The sequence below is a fragment of the Gordonia sp. UBA7860 genome (assembly GCF_002500165.1).
Lineage (GTDB): Bacteria > Actinomycetota > Actinomycetes > Mycobacteriales > Mycobacteriaceae > Gordonia > Gordonia sputi.
Genome location: NZ_DLSO01000039.1, coordinates 37565 through 59627 on the forward strand (window position 1 = coordinate 37565; position 22063 = coordinate 59627).

Genomic DNA, 22063 nt, shown 5'->3' on the forward strand with positions numbered 1-22063 from the left:
CATGTTACTCGCGCCATGCCACCTCGCTGTCCAGATCGATGTCGGCTTCAAAATCGACGTCAAAGTGGCCTTGCGCGAGTGCCAGCAGCGATCGGAACAGCCCTTGCTTCTCCAACGAAGGATCGTCGCTTGCGGCAACGGAGACCCCGTACAACGTCGCGGGACGTCTTTCGGCGACTCGGCCCCACCAGTCGGTTTCGGTGACGGGAGGTTTCCAGCGGAGAAAGGCCATCAAGTTGAGATTGCGAACACGAATTGGCGATATATCCACTTCAAGTCGATAGTTGAGGTTGTCTCCTGCGAAGGTGTCTGGCATCAGCCCGCCGAGCAGAGCATGACTGTAGTCGGTGAGTAGTCGCTTGGGCCGAACGCTGACGATTTCCACGCTTCCGTCTATCGCAGCCGCAATATCGGGGATCTGACAGATCACCCCAGCGTCGCCGAATTTCCACACCACTACCATGGGTTGCGTCCGATATGCGGTGACTCCAGCGCGGCGATCCAGTTCGACGAGGTGGTGTCGTTCGAGTTTCGATTCCGCCAGCACGGCCGAGGTGAACCCTTCGACCCGTGTGCTGTGTAGGACCAGCTTTGACGGCGCGCCTTGATACGACCCAAGCCGGCGGACAGGTGCCATATCAGTGATCAACGAGGCGGCCAGCCCAGAGGGAGCTGTCTCGTGGATGGACCTGCCATCCCACCAGAAGACCTTCGCAGTGGCGATAGCTTCCTGCCGGAGGTCGTCGTCGTCCATGACCTTCAAGGCCAGGTCCTTGTCCATCGTGGTGCGCATCAACGCTGACAACTGGGTCGGGGACCGACGTGTGCCACGACGGGCAGTAATTGTTGCTCCGGGTATCTGCGCTGTCACTGGTCAGACCTAGTCCCCAGTGCAACGGCGGGAGCGCCCGGAATAGTGAATGGACATCGAGCAGCGTACGTCTTGAACATCGGGCACCTCGCTGGGGACATGCGACACTGTCTAGGAAGAGCCAACACACCCGCACACACCGACGCTGCCTCACCATGGGCTGGCCGACACCACCGCCGAAGGAGCCTTCGATGCCTTCCACACGGGCTATCAGGAGCGTATTCCAAGCGCCGTCAAAACTCTGTCATTTCGCCGTCATTGGCGCGTTATTGGCATGCACTTGCGGTGGTGTCATGCCGTGAGCAGATTCAGTTCCGTACTGACGGAAGAGCCACCGGCGCTCGCGGAGTGGATCGGCGAGGTGCTTGGCGTGGAACTCGCGGCACGTGCACTTGGGGTATCGGACGCCAGGACGGTCAAACAGTGGGGAGACGGCACTCGCGCGATCCGGCCCAATGCGCTGCTCAGGCTGCGCACGGTCGCACAGATTGTCGACGAGTTGTCGACCGAACTGACGCCTACCGGAATCCAAGCGTGGTTCACCGTCTTCCATCCTGACTTCGGCTTCAAGACGGTCATCCAGATCCTCGACGAAGGACCTCTGGAAGAAGTTGCACCCCCGATCCTCGAAGTCGTTTTTGCCCACGACCTCAAGGAACGAAGTGGGGGCAGTTCCCAGGCGTCGTAGGCCAACTTGGTAGGGCCTTGTCTCGGCGTTCAGTCAAACTGACGCGCGGGCTAATTCGTCGAGGGGGCCGGGAACCGTCAAGTGCCTGCCGCCCCGTGACCATCAGGCCGTCGATTGGCCGAAGGCCTGTGCTAGCGAGGCGCGCAGTCGGTCTCGGTTGCCAGGGCGGTCTATGCCTGGTGCAGCTGGTGATGGGGCGAAGATGACTTGTGCACCGGGAACGAGGTCGTCAAAGGAGTGCTTGATCCAGCCATCCCGGACTTTCGCTCCCAAGGCGAGGACGACGCGGGGGTTTGCCAAGAGCCCGATGAACGACCTGAAGTCCTCTCGACCCTTCACCAGTTCCTGATCATTCGGATCGAACTGCTCTATCGGGAATGGACAAATGTTCCACGCAACGCAGGTGACCGATCGAGACCCAGAGTCTGGAACAGCGCGAACAGAGTCGACGCGGGATCGTCGTCGTTGTCGAGGGATATCAGCCGGTCGGGCCCTTTGACTGGGTCCGCGTCCGCCTGCGGGGCCTTCAGGAGAATGATGATCTCGGCGTCGACGCCGCCGTAGGTCGGATCGAGGTACGGAAGCCGGCCCTCGCACCTCTCACGCTTGCTGATCCGCCACACCAGCCGGTTGAGCTCGACGACATTCGGTGCTGATTGCGCCTGGCGAACTCGGAGCTCGCGCAGGTTCTGGTCGTGAAGTGCTCGTGGACTCGCCGGAATCTCTGGGCTCACGCGAGGAAATCCTAGTGCGCTCACCGTCGGTTTCGGTCCGCCTCGGATTCCTGCAGAGCGATCGACGCACATCGTCGGTGGCAACGAATGTTCAGGTCCACGCCCGAGACTGCCCGAGTGCCCGTTCGACCAGGTATGGGTTGTGTACTGCGCGCTGCGTCGAGGGTCCCAGGCGGCACAGGCGGAGGGCCGAAGTGGCGGCCGCTCGGGTGATGCGCGTGTCGTCGAGGAGCCGTTCGAGTGCGTCGAGCGAGTCTGCATGGAGGGTGGCTGTTCCAGGCCCGAACTCGCTGTAGTCAGCGGGCGAGATCGCCACCTCGGGATGGTGCCGCAACAACCTGACCAATCCCAGACCGCTGACGAAGTCGGCCTCGATCTCGTTGACCTGAACGAAGCCGATGACTTGCTGTGACCAGTCCTCACGCAGAATCGTCAGCGACTCCGTCCGCGAGATCGACAGGCAAGCCAGTACCGAGTACTTCGCGCCTGGACGGCCGCGCTTCGCTGACGGTAGGCAACTGATCGACCAACTCCGGTACTCGGTCATGGCAGGGAACGGAACGCATCGCGACAGGTATGCGCTCACGACTCGCATAATCTGATCGGCCTCGGGGAGCTTCAGAAGCCGGTCGAACTTGTCCTTCGCGCCGCCAAAGTCAGCAGTCCGGAACGGCTGCAGAGACGTGGGGTCGCTCGCATTGACCTCGTCGGGATGTGCGAACCATTGCGCGATCTTCTCGTGAGCCGTCCCACCAGCAAACAAAGCGGTGAACTCCGGCGAAGGTTCGATCGGATTGGCCATCTCGCGGAAGTTGCGCGCGACGAGACTGACCTTCTGAGCATCGTGGATCAGCTTGCGCTCGACGTTGATCAACTGCTGCTTGCGGGCTTTGCTACGGGCTGGCAAAGCTGCCGCGGTCGGGTCGTAGCGCAGGTGGAACGATTCGATCTGACCGTCGTAGGTCTTGCTGTGCGTGGCAAATCGCTCCCGAAAGTTGACGGTCTCACCGATGTAGCAGCTGCCGTTGGTGAATTCGAGGACATAGTGTCCGACCGGATTGTGGTCGGCGATGAACTCGGACACCTCTGCACGCGTTGCGAATGGTCCGCGCATGTTGTGGGATTCGAGCCACCCCTTCAGGTGCTGCTTTCGCGCGCCTACATCGTCGTCGTTGTCGTCGATGGCGTGCGGGTCAGTGGGAAGACTCGTCTGCGGAGTAGCGCAACCAGCAGAGTGCCAATTCGGGGCGGCTGCGACGGCGTCGGGCATGAACTGTGTAGGAGCGATCGCCAGCGCGATCCCGAGTAGGTCATCGAAGTCGATCGGTGCCGGTGAGCCGTCAGGTCCTTTCACCCCGGATGAGGCCTCGTCGAGTGCGAACTGCTCCGCATCGCTGCGGAGGAGAACGATGTTCACCGGTGAGGCCGGGCTCAGGCCGCGGGCCTGCCAAGCAAGCTCTGTGCGAGTGGCGTCCCACGACATCGGCGGCAGGGCCTTGACGGTGACCCGGCCGGTCTCGGCGACGGCGTTGATTCGCCAGCCCAGGCTCAGAAGTGAATAGACGAGGTTGAGTGGCGTCGGTTCGGTGGGGTCGAAGTCATCGCCACGGATCGGGAGCTCAGGATCGGACAATGTCCAGTGGCCAAAGCCGTCACAGCTCGCGACGGGCGCTCCGCGGTCACTGAGGTGGAGATCCGCACCGGCGTCGGTAATCGTGATCCATGCACTGAGCGAATCGCCAGGCGTCAACGTTTCGATCAGCGCGGGCGTGGTGGGTCCGTCTGTGTAGAGGAATGCTTCTTCGGTGGGTTCCAGATAGTCGAGGAGGTCAGCGGGATCGATCTCATCAACTTCGGCGCGACCGTCGTCAGCGTTCATTGCGGTTCTTTCCTCCAGGATGGGGCGTCTGTCCGCCTCAGCGGAGCGCTGTCGGAGGTGAGTGTGGCACTGGAATCTGACACACGAGATCTGACGAGACTGCTGTTCCGACGCGCCTCGCCGGAATCCATCCGATTCGTCATACCGGTCATATACCGTCGGCGAACCCGATCAGCTACCCCTCACGGGTCACGCTAGATTGAATCGGACGTCAGGGTGCATTCACCAGAGGAGCGACAGTGCAGAACGAACGGTGGGTCGAGATCTCACCGTCGCAGTTCGAGCATGAGGCCAAGGGCCTCGCCTACATCAAGCAACTGCTGCCCGACAGCCCTCCCTTCCGGGCGTGGTCGAACTTCGAATTCCGTGACAACCGCGGCCGCTGGCACGAGGTCGATCTGCTGGTTCTTGCCGCCGACACGCTGTATCTGATCGAACTCAAGTACTACAAGGGTGTGCTGCGCGGCAACGACCACGTGTGGCAACGCGCCGGATACCGGTCCGAGGACTCGCCACTGCTGCTGGCGCGGCGCAAAGCCCAGTATTTCAAGTCGCTGCTCAAGGACCGGATCGAGGAGAGAACCGGGCAGCGTGGCGCCGGCAAGGTCATCCCGTACGTGCAGGAATTGGTGTTCCTTCATCACCCGGACCTGGTCTGCGAGATGCCCGCGAGCTCGACGATCAACATCTACGGCTTCGACGAGAACGAACGCACCAGCGGACTGACCGGCATCGGGCAGCGGTTGCTGCAGACCCCCCGGCATGAACCGGTCAGCGAAGAGAAGTCGCTGCTCATCCGGGATCTGATGGAGGCGATCGGGCTGGCGCCGCGCCGGCAACGCGAGGTCGGGTCGTGGGTGATCGACGAGGAGCCCCTCGGCGACGGTGAAGGCTGGCAGGACTGGCCGGCGTTCCATCACGTCGACACCGAACGCCACGCCCGCATCCGCTTCTACCTGCCCCGGCCCGGCGCCACCTCTGCCGACCAGCATGCCCAGGCCCGCGCCGTCGAACACGAGTACCGGCTGCTGGCCCGGCTGCGCCGCGACGGCCTCCAAGTGCCCGTCGACGTGGTGAAAGAACCCGAACTCGGCATCGGCCTGGTGTTCACCCAGTCGAAGGACGATGCACGCCTCGACCTGTGGCTCGCCGACAACCGCAGCCGACTCACCCTCGACAACCAACTCGAACTGATCGCCGAGATCGCCGAGATCATCCAGTACGCGCACCGCCACCGCGTGGTGCACCGCACGCTCAACCCGCGCGCCATCACCATCCGCACTCGCAGCAACAGCGTGCAACCGCAGGTCACCGATTGGGACACGGCCGGGGTGCTCCCGGCCAACGCCGAATCCGGGGTCACCCGACTCACCGCCGGCGCGCTGAGCCTGATGGCCGGCGCGTTGAGCGATCAGGCCCGGCTGTTCGCCGCCCCCGAGGACATGAAGTCCACCGACCCGGCGCGCCTCGACGTGTTCGGGGTGGGGGCCCTCGCGTTCTACCTGCTGACCGGGGGTCGCGCTCCGGCTACCGAACGCGGCGAACTGATGGATAGGCTGCGCCGCGACCACGGGCTCGACCTCGCCGCCGACATGCCGCAGGCACCGTCGGCGCTGCGCAACTGGGTGCTAACCGCCACCCACCCCGTTCCGGCCGAACGGTTCTCGACGATGGCCGATCTGCTCGACGGACTCGAACAGGTGCGTCGCGACCTCACCCAACCCGACGCCGGGTCCGACCCCCTCGAAGCCGGCCCGGGCGACGACCTCGGCGACGGACGATTCGAGTACAAGCGCCGACTCGGCGCCGGATCGACCGCCGTCGGCATCCTGGTGATCGACCGGCGCGCCGGCAACGCCGAACGCGTGCTCAAGGTCGCCCGCGACGACGAGGCCGCCGGCCGCCTGCACGACGAAGCCCACCTCCTCGGCAAACTCAACGACCCGCGGATCGTGCAACTGTCCTCGGAGGTCACCGTCGGTGGCCGCGACGCGCTGGTGGTGCAGTACGCCGGCCGGACCACGCTCGCCGAAGAACTCACCGCCAAGGCCGGACGACTCTCGATCGACCTGCTCGAACGGTGGGGCACCGACCTGCTGCAGGCACTGGTCGCCCTCGAACGTGCCGGGGTGATGCACCGCGATCTCAAACCGTCCAACCTGGGCGTGTTCGCCTCCAGCAACCGCGCCGACACCCACCTGATGTTGTTCGACTTCTCCATGGCCGGGGTCGACCCGCGCAACATCGAAGCGGGCACCCCGCCCTACCTGGACCCGTTCCTCGGCCTCGACGGCCGCCGCCAATACGACACCGCTGCCGAACGCTACGGCGCAGCCGTGGTCCTCTTCGAGATGGCCACCGGCCAGGCACCCCGCTACGGCACAGATCCCGAGGTGAACCCGGCCGCCACCGACGACGACGTGACCGTCACCCCGCACATGTTCGAACCGGCCGTGGCCGGCGCGCTCACCACCTTCTTCACCACCGCACTCTCCCGCAACGCGGCCACCCGCCCCGACACCGCCGAGGACATGCTGCGCACCTGGCGGCAGGTGTTCACAGAACTGGACTCGGCGACAACCGAACCCGACGCCGGTACCGACGTCACCACATCGACCACCCTGCAGGCCGCCGGCCTCACCGCCCGCGCCGTATCCGCCCTCGCGGCAGCACAGGTCACCACCGTCGGCGAACTCCTTGCGCTGGATTCGACCCGGCTCAACCGGCTGGTCGCCAAGGAGGCCAAACCGACCCGCCGCGAGATCCTTGACCGCTACCAGGCGTGGGTCAAGAAGCTCGACCCCAAGAAGAAGCGCCTCACCGCGACCAGCACGCAGGGACTCCTCGGGCTCGACGACGCCGTGACCCTGCTCCTCGACGCGGTCGGCACCCAACGCGCCAGCACCCGCCGCCACGCCGCGGAACTGCTGCTCGGCACTCGTCCCGGCCTCGATGCCTTCGCCAGCGGACACGAACTCGCCACGGCGCTGGACAAAACCCTGCCGCGCGGACACCAGCTCCTCAAGGAGTTGCAAGCGGATTGGGGCAGCAACGCCGACACCCGCACCCTGCTCGACGGTGTGCTCGACGTCGCCGACACCGTGCTCCGCGACTCCGGTGGCGTGGTGGCGATCTCCACCCTGACCGCCGAAATCCGGGGTCGGTTACCGCAGGCGGATTCCGGAGCCGCGGACGTCGCCGAACGGGCCCGCCGCGAACGTGCGGCCGCCGGACTGTTACGCATCGCCTACGACCGGCTGACCGAACACGAATCCGCTGAAGGCGACCGGCAACTGGTGCGGCGCCGCCACGGCGGTCGACTCACCCTGGTCGCCGACGACGAGAAACTGCTGGCCGCCGCCGAAGCGGCCGCCAAGCGCGCCGACGAACTTGTCACCGCCGCACACTCGACCGGCACCACCGACGGCGTGGTCGCCGCCGGCACCGCCGTCCGTGAACTCGGCCGCAGCTTCAGCCGCGCATATCGCAGCGCCACCGACCCGGACACGCCTGTCCCGGTACCGAGTGACGCACGGTTGGTACGGCTGGCCGCAGCGATCTCGCGGCACACCGCGGTGTCCGGGCGCGGCGAATTGCACTCGCGCACCATGGAACCGAGTGCCGCGCTGCGACTCGCACTCGGCGGACTCGCCCAGACCGAACAACTCACCGCGGCGGAGGTGCGGGCCCGGGTGGCGGCCCGCTTCCCCGACCTGGACCGCCTCCCGCAACGCCCCCACCTCGATCCGATCGTCGCACGCGCCGGACTGGGTCTCTCCTGGGACGAGACGCGCTCGCGCTACCGCTACGAGACGCAGGCGCCACCGAGCCAGACATCCCTGCACACCCGACCGGCCACCCACCAAGGCTCCACGCCCGAAGCTGCCGAGCCGCAGTGGACCGGCGGTGACGTCCGAGCACAGCGCGACATGCTGGCCACCTCCCTGCGGGAGAACGGATTCGTCGTCATCGGCGTCCCGATGCACCGGCCCGGTGAGCACGACGCGGTCGCGCACTCTCTCGCGGGCGACCACCACGGCGGACTCCTGGACGTGACCGGCGCGATCGTCGCGAAGATGCGCGAGTTCTCCTCGGCCAAGGGATTGCCGTGGGATCTCGTCCGCAGCGCCGACGCCGCAGAATCCGGCACCCGCGACGCCCGCGGCCTGCGAGCAGTACTCGATCAGGTGATGCCGCAATTCCGCACCGAGCTGGAACAGCAGGTGTTCTCCAACGACGTGCCACCCGGAAGCGGGCCGCTGATCCTGCGAGAGCTCTCGCCGCTGGCCCGCTACGGCTACCTCGACGTGCTGGCCCACCTGAGTGATCTCTCGGCGCCCCGCCGCCGCCCGGTGTGGGTGGTGGTCCCGCAATTGCGCGGACAGCGCGGGGCAATGGTCGACGGAAAACCCATCCAATTGGGTTCACCAGGTGGGCAATTCGTTGTGTGGTCACCGGCGGCCGACACGGCACAGAAGCACGACGATGACACGGAAACAAGTGAGGTGGTGTGACCGTGGCGTTTGTTGCGGCCGAGTTGGTGAAGGCCCTGCGGGCACAATTGGGCCGACTCGAAGATGACCTGCGGGCCCGGGTGGACGGCGACGACGTCGCAGCCCGCCAGGATGCGATTGCGGCGCTGTGGCGCGCCGAGCATGCCGAAGCGTTGTCCGCGCAACGCACCGCCGCATCGTGGCAGGCGTGGCGCGATGAGCGGGTCACCCAGTCGGCTGTGGCGTGGCTGCTGCTCACCGTGTTCGCCCGCTACTGCGAAGACAATGCGTTGGTGTCGAAGGCATGGATCGGTGGGCCCGACGCAGACTCCCGTCAAGAGGCGCTCGACGCGCGGCGCGCCTACTTCGCCGCCAATCCCGAACACACTGACCGGGACTGGCTGACCACGATCGCCGACCACTTCTCAACGCTGGACGCGACACGCGGACTTGTCGACTCCTACTCGCCGATGCACCAGGTGGCGCCCTCGGGCGACGCCGCACGCGAGCTCCTCGAGTTCTGGTGGGACAAAGACGAGGAAGGCGAGCCCCGCTGGAGCTTCACCGGCGTCGATACCCGATTCCTCGGAGACGTCTACCAAGATCTGTCCGATTTTGCGAAGCAGACGTATGCGCTCCTGCAGACCCCCGAGTTCGTAGAAGAGTTCATCCTCGACCAGACCCTCGAGCCCGCCCTCGACGAACGCCTCCTCGACGGGTTCACTGTCATCGACCCCACCTGCGGGTCCGGACACTTCCTGCTCGGTGCATTCCATCGGCTCCTCGACCGCTGGCAGCGCGAAGCCCCCGGTCTGGGCGAGCGTGTATTGGTGCAGCGGGCACTTGAGTCGGTGTACGGCGTCGACATCAACCCGTTTGCTGTCGCGATTGCAAGATTCCGACTCCTCGTCGAAGCACTCCATGCCAGCGGCGACAAGTCGATCGAGAAGCTGATCGACATTCAATTGAATCTCGCTGCGGGTGACTCTCTGTTGTGGGGTGCGCGGCAGCAGGCCTTGGACGACGACATGTGGGGCGCGAGCCAGGAACGGCTGGCGCTTTCGACCGAGAACGCAGAATCTTTGAAAGGCATTCTGCAGCGAGAACACGACGCCGTGGTGGGGAACCCGCCTTACATCACGGTCAAGGATTCCGCTCTGAATCAGACTTACCGGCAGCTTTATTCGACGTGTCACCGTCAGTACGCCCTAACCGTCCCGTTCATGGAGCTGTTTTACGACCTTGCCAAGAGCGGTCCGGACCAGCCCGGTTGGGTGGGTCAGATCACCTCGAACTCGTTCATGAAACGCGAGTTCGGGTCGAAGCTGATCGAGGAGTTCCTAGTGACACGCGATCTCAAGCGTGTCATCGATACGTCTGGCGCCTACATTCCGGGACACGGAACTCCCACTGTGATCATCGTGGGCCGCAATCGGTCTCCGGTAGGAGATACTGTTCGCGCGGTCCTCGGTGTGCGTGGTGAACCCGGCCGACCCGACGATCCAGCAGAGGGGCTTGTGTGGTCAGCGATCGTGGACCACGTCGACGAGCCGGGATTCGAGAGTGGTTGGATCAGCGTCGCCGATCTACCGCGTGCCAGCCTTGGTGCTCACCCGTGGAGCCTTTCCGGGGGCGGAGCGCCCGAGACGCTCAAAGCGATCGAGGAAGCAACTAACACATCGCTGCGACACCTTCAGAAGCGAATTGGCTTCTTCGGTGACAGCCACGCAGACGAAATCTTCTTTCTTCCGGACAGATATGCGCGGCGACTACCGGGATCCCCGGCGTTGCATTCGGCATCACGCGGGGACGAAGTGCGTGATTGGGACGCGGCATCATCGGAAGTAGCACTCCTCCCGTACTCAGGCGGCGGTTCGATCCTCAGCTTGCCCACGATGGGTGGTGCCGTGGATCGATACCTCTGGAGCTTCCGGACGACACTGGGCTCCCGATCAACATTCGGAGGTGGGACATACTTCACGAGTGGACGGGACTGGTACGGCTGGCATCAACTACCAAGAGATGAGCACACGTCAGAACTCTCAATCACTTTCGCCGAAGTCGCAACCCACAACCATTTCGTCCTGGACCGCGGCGGCAAGGTTTTCAACCGGACCGCGCCGGTTATCAAGTTGCCGGAGGGAGCGAGCGAGGACGACCACCTGCGGCTGCTCGGCGTGCTGAACAGTTCGGTGGGGTGCTTCTGGCTCAAGCAGAACTGCTTCAACAAAGGCAATGGAGGAATCGGAGGTGGAATTGGTGACGAGGATTGGGAGCCACGGTATCAGTTCAACGGCACCACGCTGAAGGACTTCCCGCTACCGCCGTCGTCTCCGTTGGCCCGCGCCCGCACGCTCGACACCCTGGCTCAGGAACTCGCGGCTCAGGCACCATCGGCGGTTTCCGGGCGCGACGTGCCTACCGCCGACGCTCTCGACACCGCCCGCGCGGAGGCAAACCGTTTGCGCGCGTTGCTGATCGCTCACCAGGAAGAACTCGACTGGGAGTGCTACCGCTTGTACGGGCTGATCGATGAGGGCCTGACCTACCCTGGCGATCTTCCCGGAATCGCGCTTGGTGAGCGGGCGTTCGAGATTGTGCTCGCGCGTGCGGTCGAGGACGGCGAACACACCGCATGGTTCGAGCGTCACCGTTCCACACCGGTCACGGAGATTCCGCATCATCTCTCGGCCGATTATCGCGAGCTGCTCCAACGCCGCCTGGACGTCATCGCATCGAATCCGGGAATCCGGTTGTTGGAGAAGCCGGAACACAAGCGGCGGTGGGTAAGTGATCCGTGGGACAAACGCGTCACCGAAACGCTGCGGGACTGGTTGCTCGACCGAACCGAGAACAGAGACCTGTGGTTCGAGGACGGTCATCCGACTCCGCGCAGTGTCGCGCAGTTGGCCGATCGCCTCGACCGCGACGAGGACTTTCGTCAGGTGCTGCGGCTGTGGGCGGGCAGCCCGGACGTGTCGACCGGTGCTGCGCTGGAGAAGCTCCTCGCCGACGAAGGGGTGCCATACCTGGCGGCATGGCGGTACAAGCCGAGCGGACTCACCAAACATGAAGCGTGGGAACACACCTGGGATCTGCAGCGCCGCGAGGATGCCGGCGAGAAGCTGGGCGCACCGATCCCGGTGCCACCCAAGTACAAGCCCGCCGACTTCCTCAAGACGTCATACTGGGCGCGGCGCGGCAAGCTCGACGTGCCCAAGGAACGGTTCATCTCCTATCCGGGTGCCGGCCGCGATTCGGACCCGACGATGCTGCTCGGCTGGGCCGGCTGGGATCACGCCGAACAAGCCCTTGCACTTGCCGGGGTGATCGACGAGCGCATCAGCGCCGACGGATGGGATCAGACCAGCCGCAACAAACTGGTGCCGATGCTCGGCGGTTTGGCCGAACTGTTGCCGTGGGTGCGGCAGTGGCACGGTGAGATCGACCCCGAATTCGGTGAATCGGTGGCCGACACCATCGACGAGGTCCTGCGTTCGCACAGCACCGAACTCGGCATCGCACCAGACGAACTCGCCGCATGGAGGCCACCGGCCGCCACCCGCGGACGTCGCACCCGAAAGACGAAGACGGAGGACACCACGGCATGAGCACCCTGCTGCGCGATGTCATCAACATTCCCGAACGCACCGGATCCGACGACTATGTGCTGCGGCTGACCGACAGCACCGACGACGACGCGCACATCCGGGCCGCCCTCGACCAGTACGTGCTCACCGAATCCCTGGAAACCAACTTCGCTGCTGCACTAGGCCTGGTGGCCGACGCGATCGACAACCAGACCTCGCGGGCCGCGTTCCTCACCGGCTCGTTCGGCTCCGGTAAATCGCACTTCATGGCCGTTCTTTACGCGCTGCTCGGCAACCACCCGGCCGCCCGCACAGCAAAGTACACCTCCCTCACCGGCCGCTACGACGAACAGCTCAACGGCAAGTCCGTGCTGCGACTCACCTATCACTTGCTCGGCGCAAAGAGTTTGGAGGAAGCAATCTTCCGCGGCTACCTGCGGCAGATCGCCCGCCTGCACCCTGATGCGCCACTGCCCGCCGTGCACGTCACCGACACCCTCATCGAGGATGCCGAGAAGCTGCGCGGCCAGATCGGCGACGACGCCTTCCTCGCCGGCCTCAGCAGCGGAGACACCGGCGGCGGCTACTCCGACGCGTGGGGTGCGGTGCTCGGTGGCGACACCTGGGACCTCGACACCTACCTGGCGGCGGTCGCCGCACCACCCGAGGACACCAAACGCACCACCCTGGTGTCGGCGCTGGTGCGCAGCTACTTCGGATCGTTCGTGGAGCAGGCCACCTACGTCGACCTCGACCGTGGACTCGTCGCCATCACCGAGCACGCCCAAAGTCTCGGCTACGACGCCGTCGTGCTGTTCCTCGACGAGCTGGTGCTGTGGCTGGCGTTCTCCGTCACCGACAGCGAGTTCTTCTCCCGCGAATCGCAGAAACTCACCAAGCTCGTCGAGTCGTCCGGTAGTCGCCGCCCGATCCCGTTGGTGTCGTTCGTGTCCCGGCAGATGGATCTGCGCAAGTGGTTCGCCGACGCCGGCGCCTCCGGGGCTGAACAGGACGCGCTGGACCGCGCGTTCCACTATCAGAAGGAACGCTTCTACGAGATCGAACTCGGCGACGACAACCTCGCCGAAGTCGCCCACGCACGTCTGCTGCGGCCCCGCGACGACGCCGCGGCCGCCGTGCTCGACGAAGCCTTCCGGTCAGTCAGCCGCAGCCCCGAAGTGTGGGACGTGCTGCGCGACACCATGAACGCCACCGACAGCCACACCGGCGCCTCCGAACACGAGTTCCGTCTCACCTACCCGTTCTCCCCGGCACTGGTCGCCACCCTGCGCCACCTGTCGTCGGTGATGCAACGCGAACGCACCGCCCTCAAGGTGATGCAGCGGATGCTGGTCGACCGCCGCGACACACTGACGACCGCCGACCTGATCCCCGTCGGCGACGCCTTCGACTACATCGTCGAAGGCAACACCCCCATCGACTCGCACGCCGGCACCATGTTCACCGCCGCCTCCGACCTCTACCGCACCAAGCTACTGCCGATCCTGCTGCGCGCACACGAGGTCACCGAAGAACAACTCGCTGACGATCCGGCGTCGGTGCCGGTCGGTTTCCGGGCACACGAACGGATCGCCAAGACACTGCTCTTGTCGGCGGTCGCGCCCAAAGTGCCTGCACTACAAGACATCACCGCGTCTCGTCTGGCGGCGCTCAATCATGGTTCGATTCGCTCCAAACTGCGCGGCGGCGAGGCCCGGGTGGTGCTCGGTGTGGTGCGTGGTTGGGCCAAGGACGTCCCCGAGATCACCGTGTCCGAGGGCACGAACCCGATCATCCGGGTGCAACTGTCCGACGTCGACTACCAGTCGGTGCTCGACCGTATCCGGGCCGAGGACAACGCGGGACGGCGTCGAGTGCTGATCCGCACCCTTGTCCACCGGGCGCTCGGTGTGAGCACCGCGCAGGACGACCTCGTCGGTGCTGCCACCCGCACCATCACTTGGCGGGGGTCGCGCCGCGAAGTCGATGTGGCGTTCGGCAATATCCGCGATCCCGGATCGGTGCCCGAGCAGAGCTTCGACAACCGGCCGGGCACCTGGAAACTCGTCGTCGACTACCCGTTTGACGAACAGAACTTCTCCGCCGCCGACGACATCGCCCGCATCGACCGTCTGCTGGCCGATAGCGACCGGCACTGCATCGCGTGGCTGCCGAAGTTCTTCTCCGCCAAGGCCCTTGACGATCTCGCGTTGCTGGTCAAGCTGGACTGGTTGTTCACCGGCAGCGGCGACCGATGGCAGGAGAACTCCGATCATCTCTCCGCGTCGGACCGTGCGCAGGCCCGCGGCATTCTGGAGAACCTGCACCGCGGCATCCTCACCTCGTTCGACCTGCTGCTGCGGCAGGCCTACGGCATCGAGGCGCAAGACCCCAAGATGTTTGTCGACGACCCCGGCCACACCGAGGTGCTGATCTCGCTGAGCAAGGACTTCAGCCCCAAACTGCCTGCCGCGCTGTCGCTCAGCGAAGCCTTCGACAAGGTGATTGACCAAGCATTCACCGCCGTCTACCCGGCACACCCGCAGTTCATCAACCCTGGCGACGAGGTCACCGCCCGCCAGTACGAGACCGTGCGCGACTATGTGGAGCGGGCAGCCACCGACAGCACCGGGCGGGTCCCCACCCTCCCGGGCACCGAACGTAAAACGGTGCAACGCATCGCCGAACCCTTGCGGGTCGGCAAGGCCACCGAAGATCACTACCTGTTCGGCGAGGACACCTTCGCGTTCTGGGCCGGCGAACTCGACCGGGCCGCCGCGGACGCCGACCGAGTGACCGTGGGACTGCTGCAACGCCGCATCGACACCGTCACCCCCGCCTGGGGTCTGCGGCCCGAAGCGCGGGATCTGATCGTGTCGGCGTGGGCGTTGCTGCGCAAACGGGCGTGGTTCGATGCCGGCGCCCCTGCCCGCTCGCTGAAGCTCGGTGCCCTGCGCGAAAGCATCGAGCTGCGTGCCGAGGAGCTGCCCGACGACGCCGATTGGGAGAAGGCGCGGCTGCACGCGAGTCAACTCTTCGGCTACACGATGCCGCGAACCTTCCTCACCGGCGCCAACGTGGCCGAGTTCGCCGACGCCGTCCGCACTCGAAGTGCCGAACACCGTACCGAACTGCAGAACGTCGCCGATCAGGTTGCCACCGCTCATCGCAGGTTGGGGTTGGAGGTGGCGGACTCCGACCGGATCGCCGCCGTCCGCGAACTCACCGCATTCCTCGACGACCTCGCCGGGAGCAGTGGCAACGTCGCACTGATCTCCATGTTGGCCCGGATGCAGCTGGTCGTCGCCGGCCAGACCGCGGGGCAGATGCGCGCCGACGCCGGTGCCGACGCCGTCGCGCTCCGCACCTTCCAGTGGCGGCTCCTCGACTCCGTCCTCGCTGGCCACGAATTGCCCGGTGAACGTGGCAGCACGGCCCGAGCGATCGTCCGCAGCCTCGAAGAGCTCATCGTCACCCCCGGCCGGTCGCTGCGCGACGAAGTCAGCCGGATCGAGAGCAAGGTCGTCGACTGGGTGGTGGAAGGCCAGCCGAACTCCGACGACGAAGACGAAGATAACGATGGTAATGAGGACTCGACCGACACTGACAAGCCGAGCAACACACACGACGTCGACGTCACGGGTGTCGCCGATGTCGACGAGTTGGCCGCCTCCTTGCGGGAGGCGTTGGCAACCAACGGCTCCCGGGTCCGGGTGAAGTGGTGGATCGAGTGAGCACACTCACCGCGACCCGGCCGATCATCGCCGCCCGACTGCAGCAGGCCGTCGACAAACGCTACCGCTGCGGCGTCCTCGGATTGCGGGCGTCGGCCACCTGGCGGGACGGGACGTTCACCCACGACGGCGTGCCGGTGACCGTGGTGGGCTGCCCGTCGACGCTCGCGGTGTGGGAGGCGATCGAGACCCGCGACGAACAGGGCTGGCTGGTGATCCTCACCCCGGTCGACGAAAAGGAGCTGGGCGACGGGGTTCTCGCGCATCTGATCGACAACCGGCTGCTCACCCCGGACCCGTGGGCGGCGCTGCGATCGATGTTCGCGGCCAACACCATCGAACCGGCCCTCTACCGGGTGCCCGACGACCGTGGCCTCGCACTCGGACTGCTTGCCGCTCTGCCGAACACGGCCGTGACACCCGCGCCGGGCGGCGTCCTCACCCGAGACCACGCCATGTCGGCACTGGCGCACGCGGCCCTGCGGGTCACCGACGACCCGCAGGTCGAGATCGACGCATCGGCCGTGCTCGAGTGGAGTCTGCGGCGTGACCTGTCCGACGATCTCGTGCACCTGCGTGCGGTCGGCGGGCCTGCGGTGATGGCGTCGGTTACTGCATGGCTGGCCGGCCGTGCCGGGCGCCTCGGTCCGGTCGTGGGCCGACTGCTCGCCGCCGACCGGATCGGCGACCTGGTGCCACTGGGACTGGTCGCCGGACTGATGGTCGGCGACGCACCCGGCCGTGAACTGGCCCGCGGCCTGTTCCTCGGCACCTACACCCTCGACGGCCTCACCGAACCCGATCTCGTCAACTGGTCCGACGACGCCGCCGGCCTCGTCATCGGACAACTCGACCCAGCAGCCAGGAACATCGTCCTCACTGCTGCTGCGGCACACGTCAACAACCGCGGCATCGGCGAACTGGCACGCACCTCCGAGCTCCTGCCGCACGGTCTGTCCGCACGCTTCGACACCCTGGCACAGACGATTACCGATGCGATCCCGGACGATCCGTCGACCGCACCGTCCCCCGCTGCGGCGGTCCGCGTCCAGGACGCATGGCAGGAGGTGACGCGCCATTTCCTGGCACCGGAGGATTCCTCGCTCGCCGGTGCCGAGGCCGCGGTGCGCCTGCTGCGCTGGCTCGTCGCCGACCACGACGCCACCGGCGGTCTCGACGCGCTGACCGCCGACCACGTCGGCAACGGCGCGTGGGTCGACGCCGCCCTCATCACCGCACGCCGCGGCGTCGACCACCGTGGCCTGGCCGAGGCCATCGCCCATGTCATCGACCGCGTCGTCGCGCGTCGTCGCGTGATCGACCGGCGGTTCGCGGCCGCGCTCGCCGACACCCCGCATCCCACCGGTCTGCTGGTGGAGAACTTGCTGCGCGACATCGTGTTTCCGCTCGCAGCCCATACCCCGACGTTGGTGGTGGTGGTGGATGCGTTGTCGGTGGCGGCCGCGATCGACGTGGTTGCCGCGGCCCGGGAGGCGGGCTGGAGTGAGGCGGCTGTGGGTGGGGCGGCGCAACGCACCGGTGCGCTGGCGGTGCTGCCTACGCTGACCGGCCGCAGCCGATGCTCCCTGCTGTGCGGGCAACTCCGCGAAGGCACGGACACCGCCGAGCGCTCCAGCTTCCTCGACGCCATCCGAGAGGCCGGGTTACAGGCGGCACCCGGTCGCCCTGATCCGATCTTCCACAAGAAAGCTCTCGACACGGTGCCCACCGGCGCCGACCTGGCCACCGAGGTCGCCGACGCCATCGCCGACCCGACCGGCCGACCGCTGGTCGCGGCGGTCCTCAACTACGTCGACGACACCCTGCACCACACCGACCCGGGCGGCACCGACTGGTCGCTGCGCACCATCACCCACCTACGCGCCCTGCTCCGGGACGCACAGCGCGCCGGGCGCGCGGTGATCATCACCTCCGACCACGGGCACATCATCGAACGACGCGACTCGGTGAAGCTGGCCCGCGCCAACCACTACGGGCAACGCGCCCACGGCCAACTCGACACCGTCAGCGACGGTGAGGTCCTGGTCCGCGGCCCGCGGGTCCTCACCAACGATCATGCGGTGGTGCTCGCCGTCGACGAAACCATCCGATACGGCCCTGTCAACGCCGGCTACCACGGCGGCGGCACGCCCGCGGAAGCGGTGGTCCCGGTGATCGGGCTCTACACCGGTGACGTGCCGGCCACCCTGCAACCCATCGGTGACGTCGAACCCGCCTGGTGGCACACGCCCATCACTGCCGATACGGACAAACCAGTTCGCACGACACAAACACAGACCACGGTCACGGCACCAACGCTGTTCGACGACGAGTCGGAGATTGAAACCCACCAAACAGCGCTCGCCTCAGAGATTCTCGCCACCGCAGTGTTCGCTTCCCAATGGAAGCTCGCCGGCCGGATCGTGGTCTCGGAGGCGCAGACCGGTGCGCTCATCGACGGACTGCTGGGCACATCGAACCGGGAACTCCCCCTTCCGCAAGCCGCCCGAATTCTCGGACTCGGCGAGAATCGCGTCACCGGCGCGCTGCTGCAAATCAAGCGGGTCCTCGACGTCGAAGGCTACGAAGTTCTCGCGCTCGACGGTCCGGTCGTGCGCCTCGACGAGCATCTGCTGCGCGAACAGTTCGGGGTCGGCTCGTGACCGCGGCGGTGTCGCCGCGGCGTCGACGCGAGATCCTCGACGCCCTACGGCGAGGGACGGTCCCGTCCAACGGCCTCGACCAGTTGGCAGTCGGCCTCGGCCGGTTCGAGTCCGAGATCGAGACCGAGCTGGGCGTTGTCGCGGGCGGCGGCGCCATGTTCAAGGCCGTCCGGGGCGACTACGGCTCGGGCAAGACGTTCTTCGCGCGCTGGCTCGGCGACCGTGCGATGAAGCGAGGCTTCGCGGTCGCCGAGGTTCAGATCAACGAAATCGATACGCCACTACACAAACTCGAAACCGTGTACCGGCGCAGCATCGAATCGCTACGGACCGCATCGATCCCACCATCGGCGCTGCGCCCCATCCTCGACGCCTGGCTGTTCACCATCGAAGACGACGCCGCCAACCAGGGTGTGGGCATCGACGAACTGCTGGAACGGCGTCTGGCAGCTGTCGCCACCAGCGCCCCGGTGTTTCCGATGGCCATCCGCGCCTACCGGCGAATGATTGCCGATGGCGACAACGACGGTGCCGATGGCCTCGTTGCCTGGCTCGGCGGCCAGCCGCACGTCGCAGCGGCGGTGAAGCGCCGCGCCGGGATCAAGGGCGACCTCGACCACTTTCTCGCCCTGGGGTTTCTGCGCGGGTTGCTCGCTGTCCTGTCGGATGCGGGAAATGCGGGTCTCGTCCTGGTGCTCGACGAGGTCGAGACGCTGCAACGGATTCGATCCGACGCCCGCGCCAAGGCGCTGAACGCGTTGCGGCAGTTGGTCGACGAGGTGCACGACGGGCACTTCCCCGGGCTGTACCTGCTCATCACCGGCACCCCCGCGTTCTTCGAAGGCAGGCAGGGTATCCAGTTGCTGCCGCCGCTCGCCGACCGGTTGCACACCGACTTCTCCCGCGATCCCCGCTTCGACAACCCCCGCGCCCCGCAGCTGCGGCTGACCGGGTTCGACGTCGACCGGCTGGTGGAACTCGGTGGGCGGGTACGTGAATTGTTCTGCAGCGGAATCGAATCGGCCGACCGCGTCCGCGCCACCGCCGACGACGAGTTCCTGCGACGCTTCGCCGAAGCCGTGGCTGGCGGCCTGGGCGGCAAGGTGGGTATTGCACCCCGGCTGTTCCTGCGGAAACTCGTCGACGTGCTCGACGTGATCGAGCTGCATCCGGACTTCGATCCGTACACCGACTACGACATCAAGATCGGCGACACCGAGCTCTCCGATGCCGAGCGGGAAGCACTGTCCGCCGACGACATCGACCTGGATCTCTGATGTCGCCCGACCCTTTCGATCTGCTGCACCCCGGGGTTCAATACCACCTGGCGAACACCCTGCGATGGAACGGGTTACGGCCCACGCAGGCTGCTGCTGTCGAACCGATCCTCGCCGGCGACGACGCTCTGGTCCTCGCCCCGACTGCGGGCGGCAAGACGGAGGCGGCGACGTTTCCGCTGCTGTCGGTGATGGCCGAACACGGTTGGCAGGGCGTCTCGGTGCTCTACGTGTGCCCGCTGCGCGCGTTGCTGAACAACCTACAACCCCGCCTGCATACCTACGCCCAGTGGATCGGTCGCGGTGCCGACGTGTGGCACGGCGACGTCGGACAGGCTGCGCGTCAGCGGATTCTGCGGGAACGCCCCGACATCCTGCTCACCACACCCGAGTCGCTAGAAGCAATGCTGGTGTCCACCAAGGTAGACCCCCGCGTGCTGTTCGACGGTCTCCGCACGGTGGTCGTCGACGAGGTCCACGCGTTCGCCGGCGACGACCGCGGCTGGCACCTGCTCGCTGTGCTGGAACGACTTTCCCGGATTGCTGGCCGCCCGCTGCAGCGTATCGGACTCTCCGCGACCGTCGGCAACCCTGACGAGCTGCTCGGCTGGTTGCAGGGCGGATTCACCGACCGGCCGCACGCAGTGGTGTCCCCGCCGACCGACGTGGTGGCGTCGGCACCGGAGATCACCGTCGACCATGTGGGTTCGCTGCAGAACGCGGCCACGGTGATCTCTTCGCTGCATCAGGGCGAGAAGCGGCTGGTGTTCGTCGACTCACGAAGGCGTGCCGAGGAACTCGGTGCCGCACTGCGAGATCGGGGCGTGAACACATTCCTGTCTCACTCGTCGCTGTCCGCGGCCGAACGGCGACGGTCCGAAGCGGCGTTCGCCGACGCCCGCGACACCGTCATCGTCGCCACCTCCACCCTCGAACTTGGTATCGACGTGGGTGACCTCGACCGGGTTATCCAGATTGGTTCGCCCCGCACCGTTGCGTCGTTCCTGCAACGGCTTGGCCGCACCGGGCGCCGGTCAGGCACCGTCCGCAACTGTCTGTTCCTCTGCATCGATCACGATCAGGAACTGCTCTCCCTGGGCATGCTGGCGTGCTGGGCGCGCGGTTGGGTGGAGCCGATCACGCCACCGCCGTCCCCGCGTCACATCGCGGCCCAGCAGATGATGGCGTTGTGTTTGCAAGAGCACCGCATTGGCCGATCCTCGTGGCGCGACTGGTGGGGAAGTCTCCCGGTGTTCGACAACTCCGCCGACGAGATCATGAACTTCCTTGTTGCCGAAGGCTACTTCGAACGCGATGGCGACTTCCTGCACATCGGACCCGAAGCCGAGCGCCGCTTCGGTCGCCGATACTTCTCCGACCTGACCGCAGTCTTCAGCGCCCCACCGGAGTTCACTGTCCTCGCCGGTCGCAACGAAGTCGGCACCATCGGCACGGACTTGCTGGTGCAGGAGGTTGCCGGGCCCCGAGTGCTGTTGTTGGCCGGGCGATCATGGACCGTGACCCACGTCGACTGGAAGCGCCACCGCTGTTTCGTCGAACCCGCCGACTCCGGTGGGCGAGCGAAATGGTCCGGGCTCGGCGGCACAGTGTCCTTCGACATCGCTCGTGGGATGCGCTCAGTGCTCCTCGGAACTGATCCCTCCGGAGTGACTCTCACCCGACGGGCGCAGGACGGGTTGGCCGAGCTGCGGGAGACCTTCCGCGGCGTGGTGCGTGAAGACCAGCTCGTTGCGGCTCTCCCCGACCAAGGAACCGGACGTTGGTGGACCTGGGCCGGCACTGCAGCGAACCGCACACTGCAGGCGTCGCTGCCACAACTCGTCGATCCTAGGCAGCGCGTCGACGAGCAATCGCTGCGGCTGCTGCCCGGAGTCAACCGAGACGACATCCGCCGCGAGCTCAGTGATGTCGAGTGGCGACAGCCCGATGTCGCTGCGAATGCGTTGTCGGGCCTGAAGTTCTCCGTGGCATTGCCGCCTGGGCTTGCCGCGCGAACGCTCGGTGAGCGACTGGGTGATCCTGGTAACGCTAGGCGCGTCGCGGCCGAAGGACTTGTAACGAGCAGACCGCAGGGCTGACGAGAAGGAGCGACAGTGAGCGTGCAAAGCGACGG

The 22063-nt window shown here is 66.0% G+C and carries 10 protein-coding genes; 7 read left to right on the forward strand and 3 right to left on the reverse strand.

Annotated features, from left to right (window positions below):
* Positions 1–4: 4 nt before the first annotated feature.
* On the reverse strand, positions 5–781 hold the full coding sequence (locus B3T59_RS05515; protein WP_287001666.1) for a hypothetical protein: 777 nt from the start codon (positions 779–781) through the stop codon (positions 5–7).
* Positions 782–1169: 388 nt separating this feature from the next.
* On the opposite strand from B3T59_RS05515, the gene B3T59_RS05520 reads away from it, so the two are divergent.
* Entirely contained in the window at positions 1170–1559 is a 390-nt protein-coding gene (locus B3T59_RS05520) for a hypothetical protein (RefSeq protein ID WP_287001667.1), read from the forward strand.
* Positions 1560–1927: 368 nt separating this feature from the next.
* On the opposite strand, the gene B3T59_RS05525 is transcribed toward B3T59_RS05520, so the two are convergent.
* Both B3T59_RS05525 and B3T59_RS05530 read right to left on the reverse strand, forming a co-directional pair.
* Positions 1928–2293 (reverse strand): hypothetical protein, encoded by a 366-nt coding sequence (locus B3T59_RS05525; protein WP_287001668.1) that lies wholly within the window; start codon positions 2291–2293, stop codon positions 1928–1930.
* Between the two features lie 91 nt (positions 2294–2384).
* Positions 2385–4172 carry a GIY-YIG nuclease family protein gene (locus B3T59_RS05530; protein WP_287001669.1) on the reverse strand — a complete coding sequence of 596 codons (1788 nt, stop codon included), beginning with the start codon at positions 4170–4172 and terminating at the stop codon, positions 2385–2387.
* A 239-nt stretch (positions 4173–4411) separates the two neighbouring features.
* On the opposite strand from B3T59_RS05530, the gene pglW reads away from it, so the two are divergent.
* Genes pglW through B3T59_RS05560 form a run of 6 tightly spaced genes read left to right on the forward strand, consistent with a single transcriptional unit; the run spans position 4412 to position 22028 of the window.
* A complete protein-coding gene (gene pglW / locus B3T59_RS05535; protein ID WP_287001670.1) occupies positions 4412–8686 on the forward strand; it encodes a BREX system serine/threonine kinase PglW in 4275 nt (1424 codons plus the stop codon).
* A complete protein-coding gene (pglX, locus tag B3T59_RS05540) occupies positions 8683–12276 on the forward strand; it encodes a BREX-2 system adenine-specific DNA-methyltransferase PglX (protein ID WP_287001671.1) in 3594 nt (1197 codons plus the stop codon). Before pglW ends, pglX begins: the two co-directional genes overlap by 4 nt.
* A complete protein-coding gene (locus B3T59_RS05545) occupies positions 12273–15989 on the forward strand; it encodes a DUF6079 family protein (protein WP_287001672.1) in 3717 nt (1238 codons plus the stop codon). Before pglX ends, B3T59_RS05545 begins: the two co-directional genes overlap by 4 nt.
* A complete protein-coding gene (pglZ, locus tag B3T59_RS05550; protein ID WP_287001673.1) occupies positions 15986–18652 on the forward strand; it encodes a BREX-2 system phosphatase PglZ in 2667 nt (888 codons plus the stop codon). The genes B3T59_RS05545 and pglZ overlap by 4 nt, the downstream gene beginning before the upstream one ends.
* Positions 18649–19929: a BREX system ATP-binding protein BrxD gene (gene brxD, locus B3T59_RS05555; RefSeq protein ID WP_287001674.1), complete on the forward strand. Its 1281-nt coding sequence runs from the start codon at positions 18649–18651 to the stop codon at positions 19927–19929. The genes pglZ and brxD overlap by 4 nt, the downstream gene beginning before the upstream one ends.
* Positions 19929–22028, forward strand: a complete 2100-nt coding sequence (locus B3T59_RS05560) for a DEAD/DEAH box helicase (protein ID WP_287001675.1) — start codon at positions 19929–19931, stop codon at positions 22026–22028. Before brxD ends, B3T59_RS05560 begins: the two co-directional genes overlap by 1 nt.
* Positions 22029–22063: the final 35 nt, after the last annotated feature.

Bases quoted from the DNA above. Each gene is read 5' to 3' on its own strand.
- B3T59_RS05560 (WP_287001675.1), top strand. From the start codon at position 19,929: ATGTCGCCCGACCCTTTCGATCTGCTGCACCCCGGGGTTCAATACCAC.
- B3T59_RS05515 (WP_287001666.1), bottom strand. From the start codon at position 781: ATGGACAAGGACCTGGCCTTGAAGGTCATGGACGACGACGACCTCCGG.
- B3T59_RS05530 (WP_287001669.1), bottom strand. From the start codon at position 4,172: ATGAACGCTGACGACGGTCGCGCCGAAGTTGATGAGATCGATCCCGCT.
- B3T59_RS05545 (WP_287001672.1), top strand. From the start codon at position 12,273: ATGAGCACCCTGCTGCGCGATGTCATCAACATTCCCGAACGCACCGGA.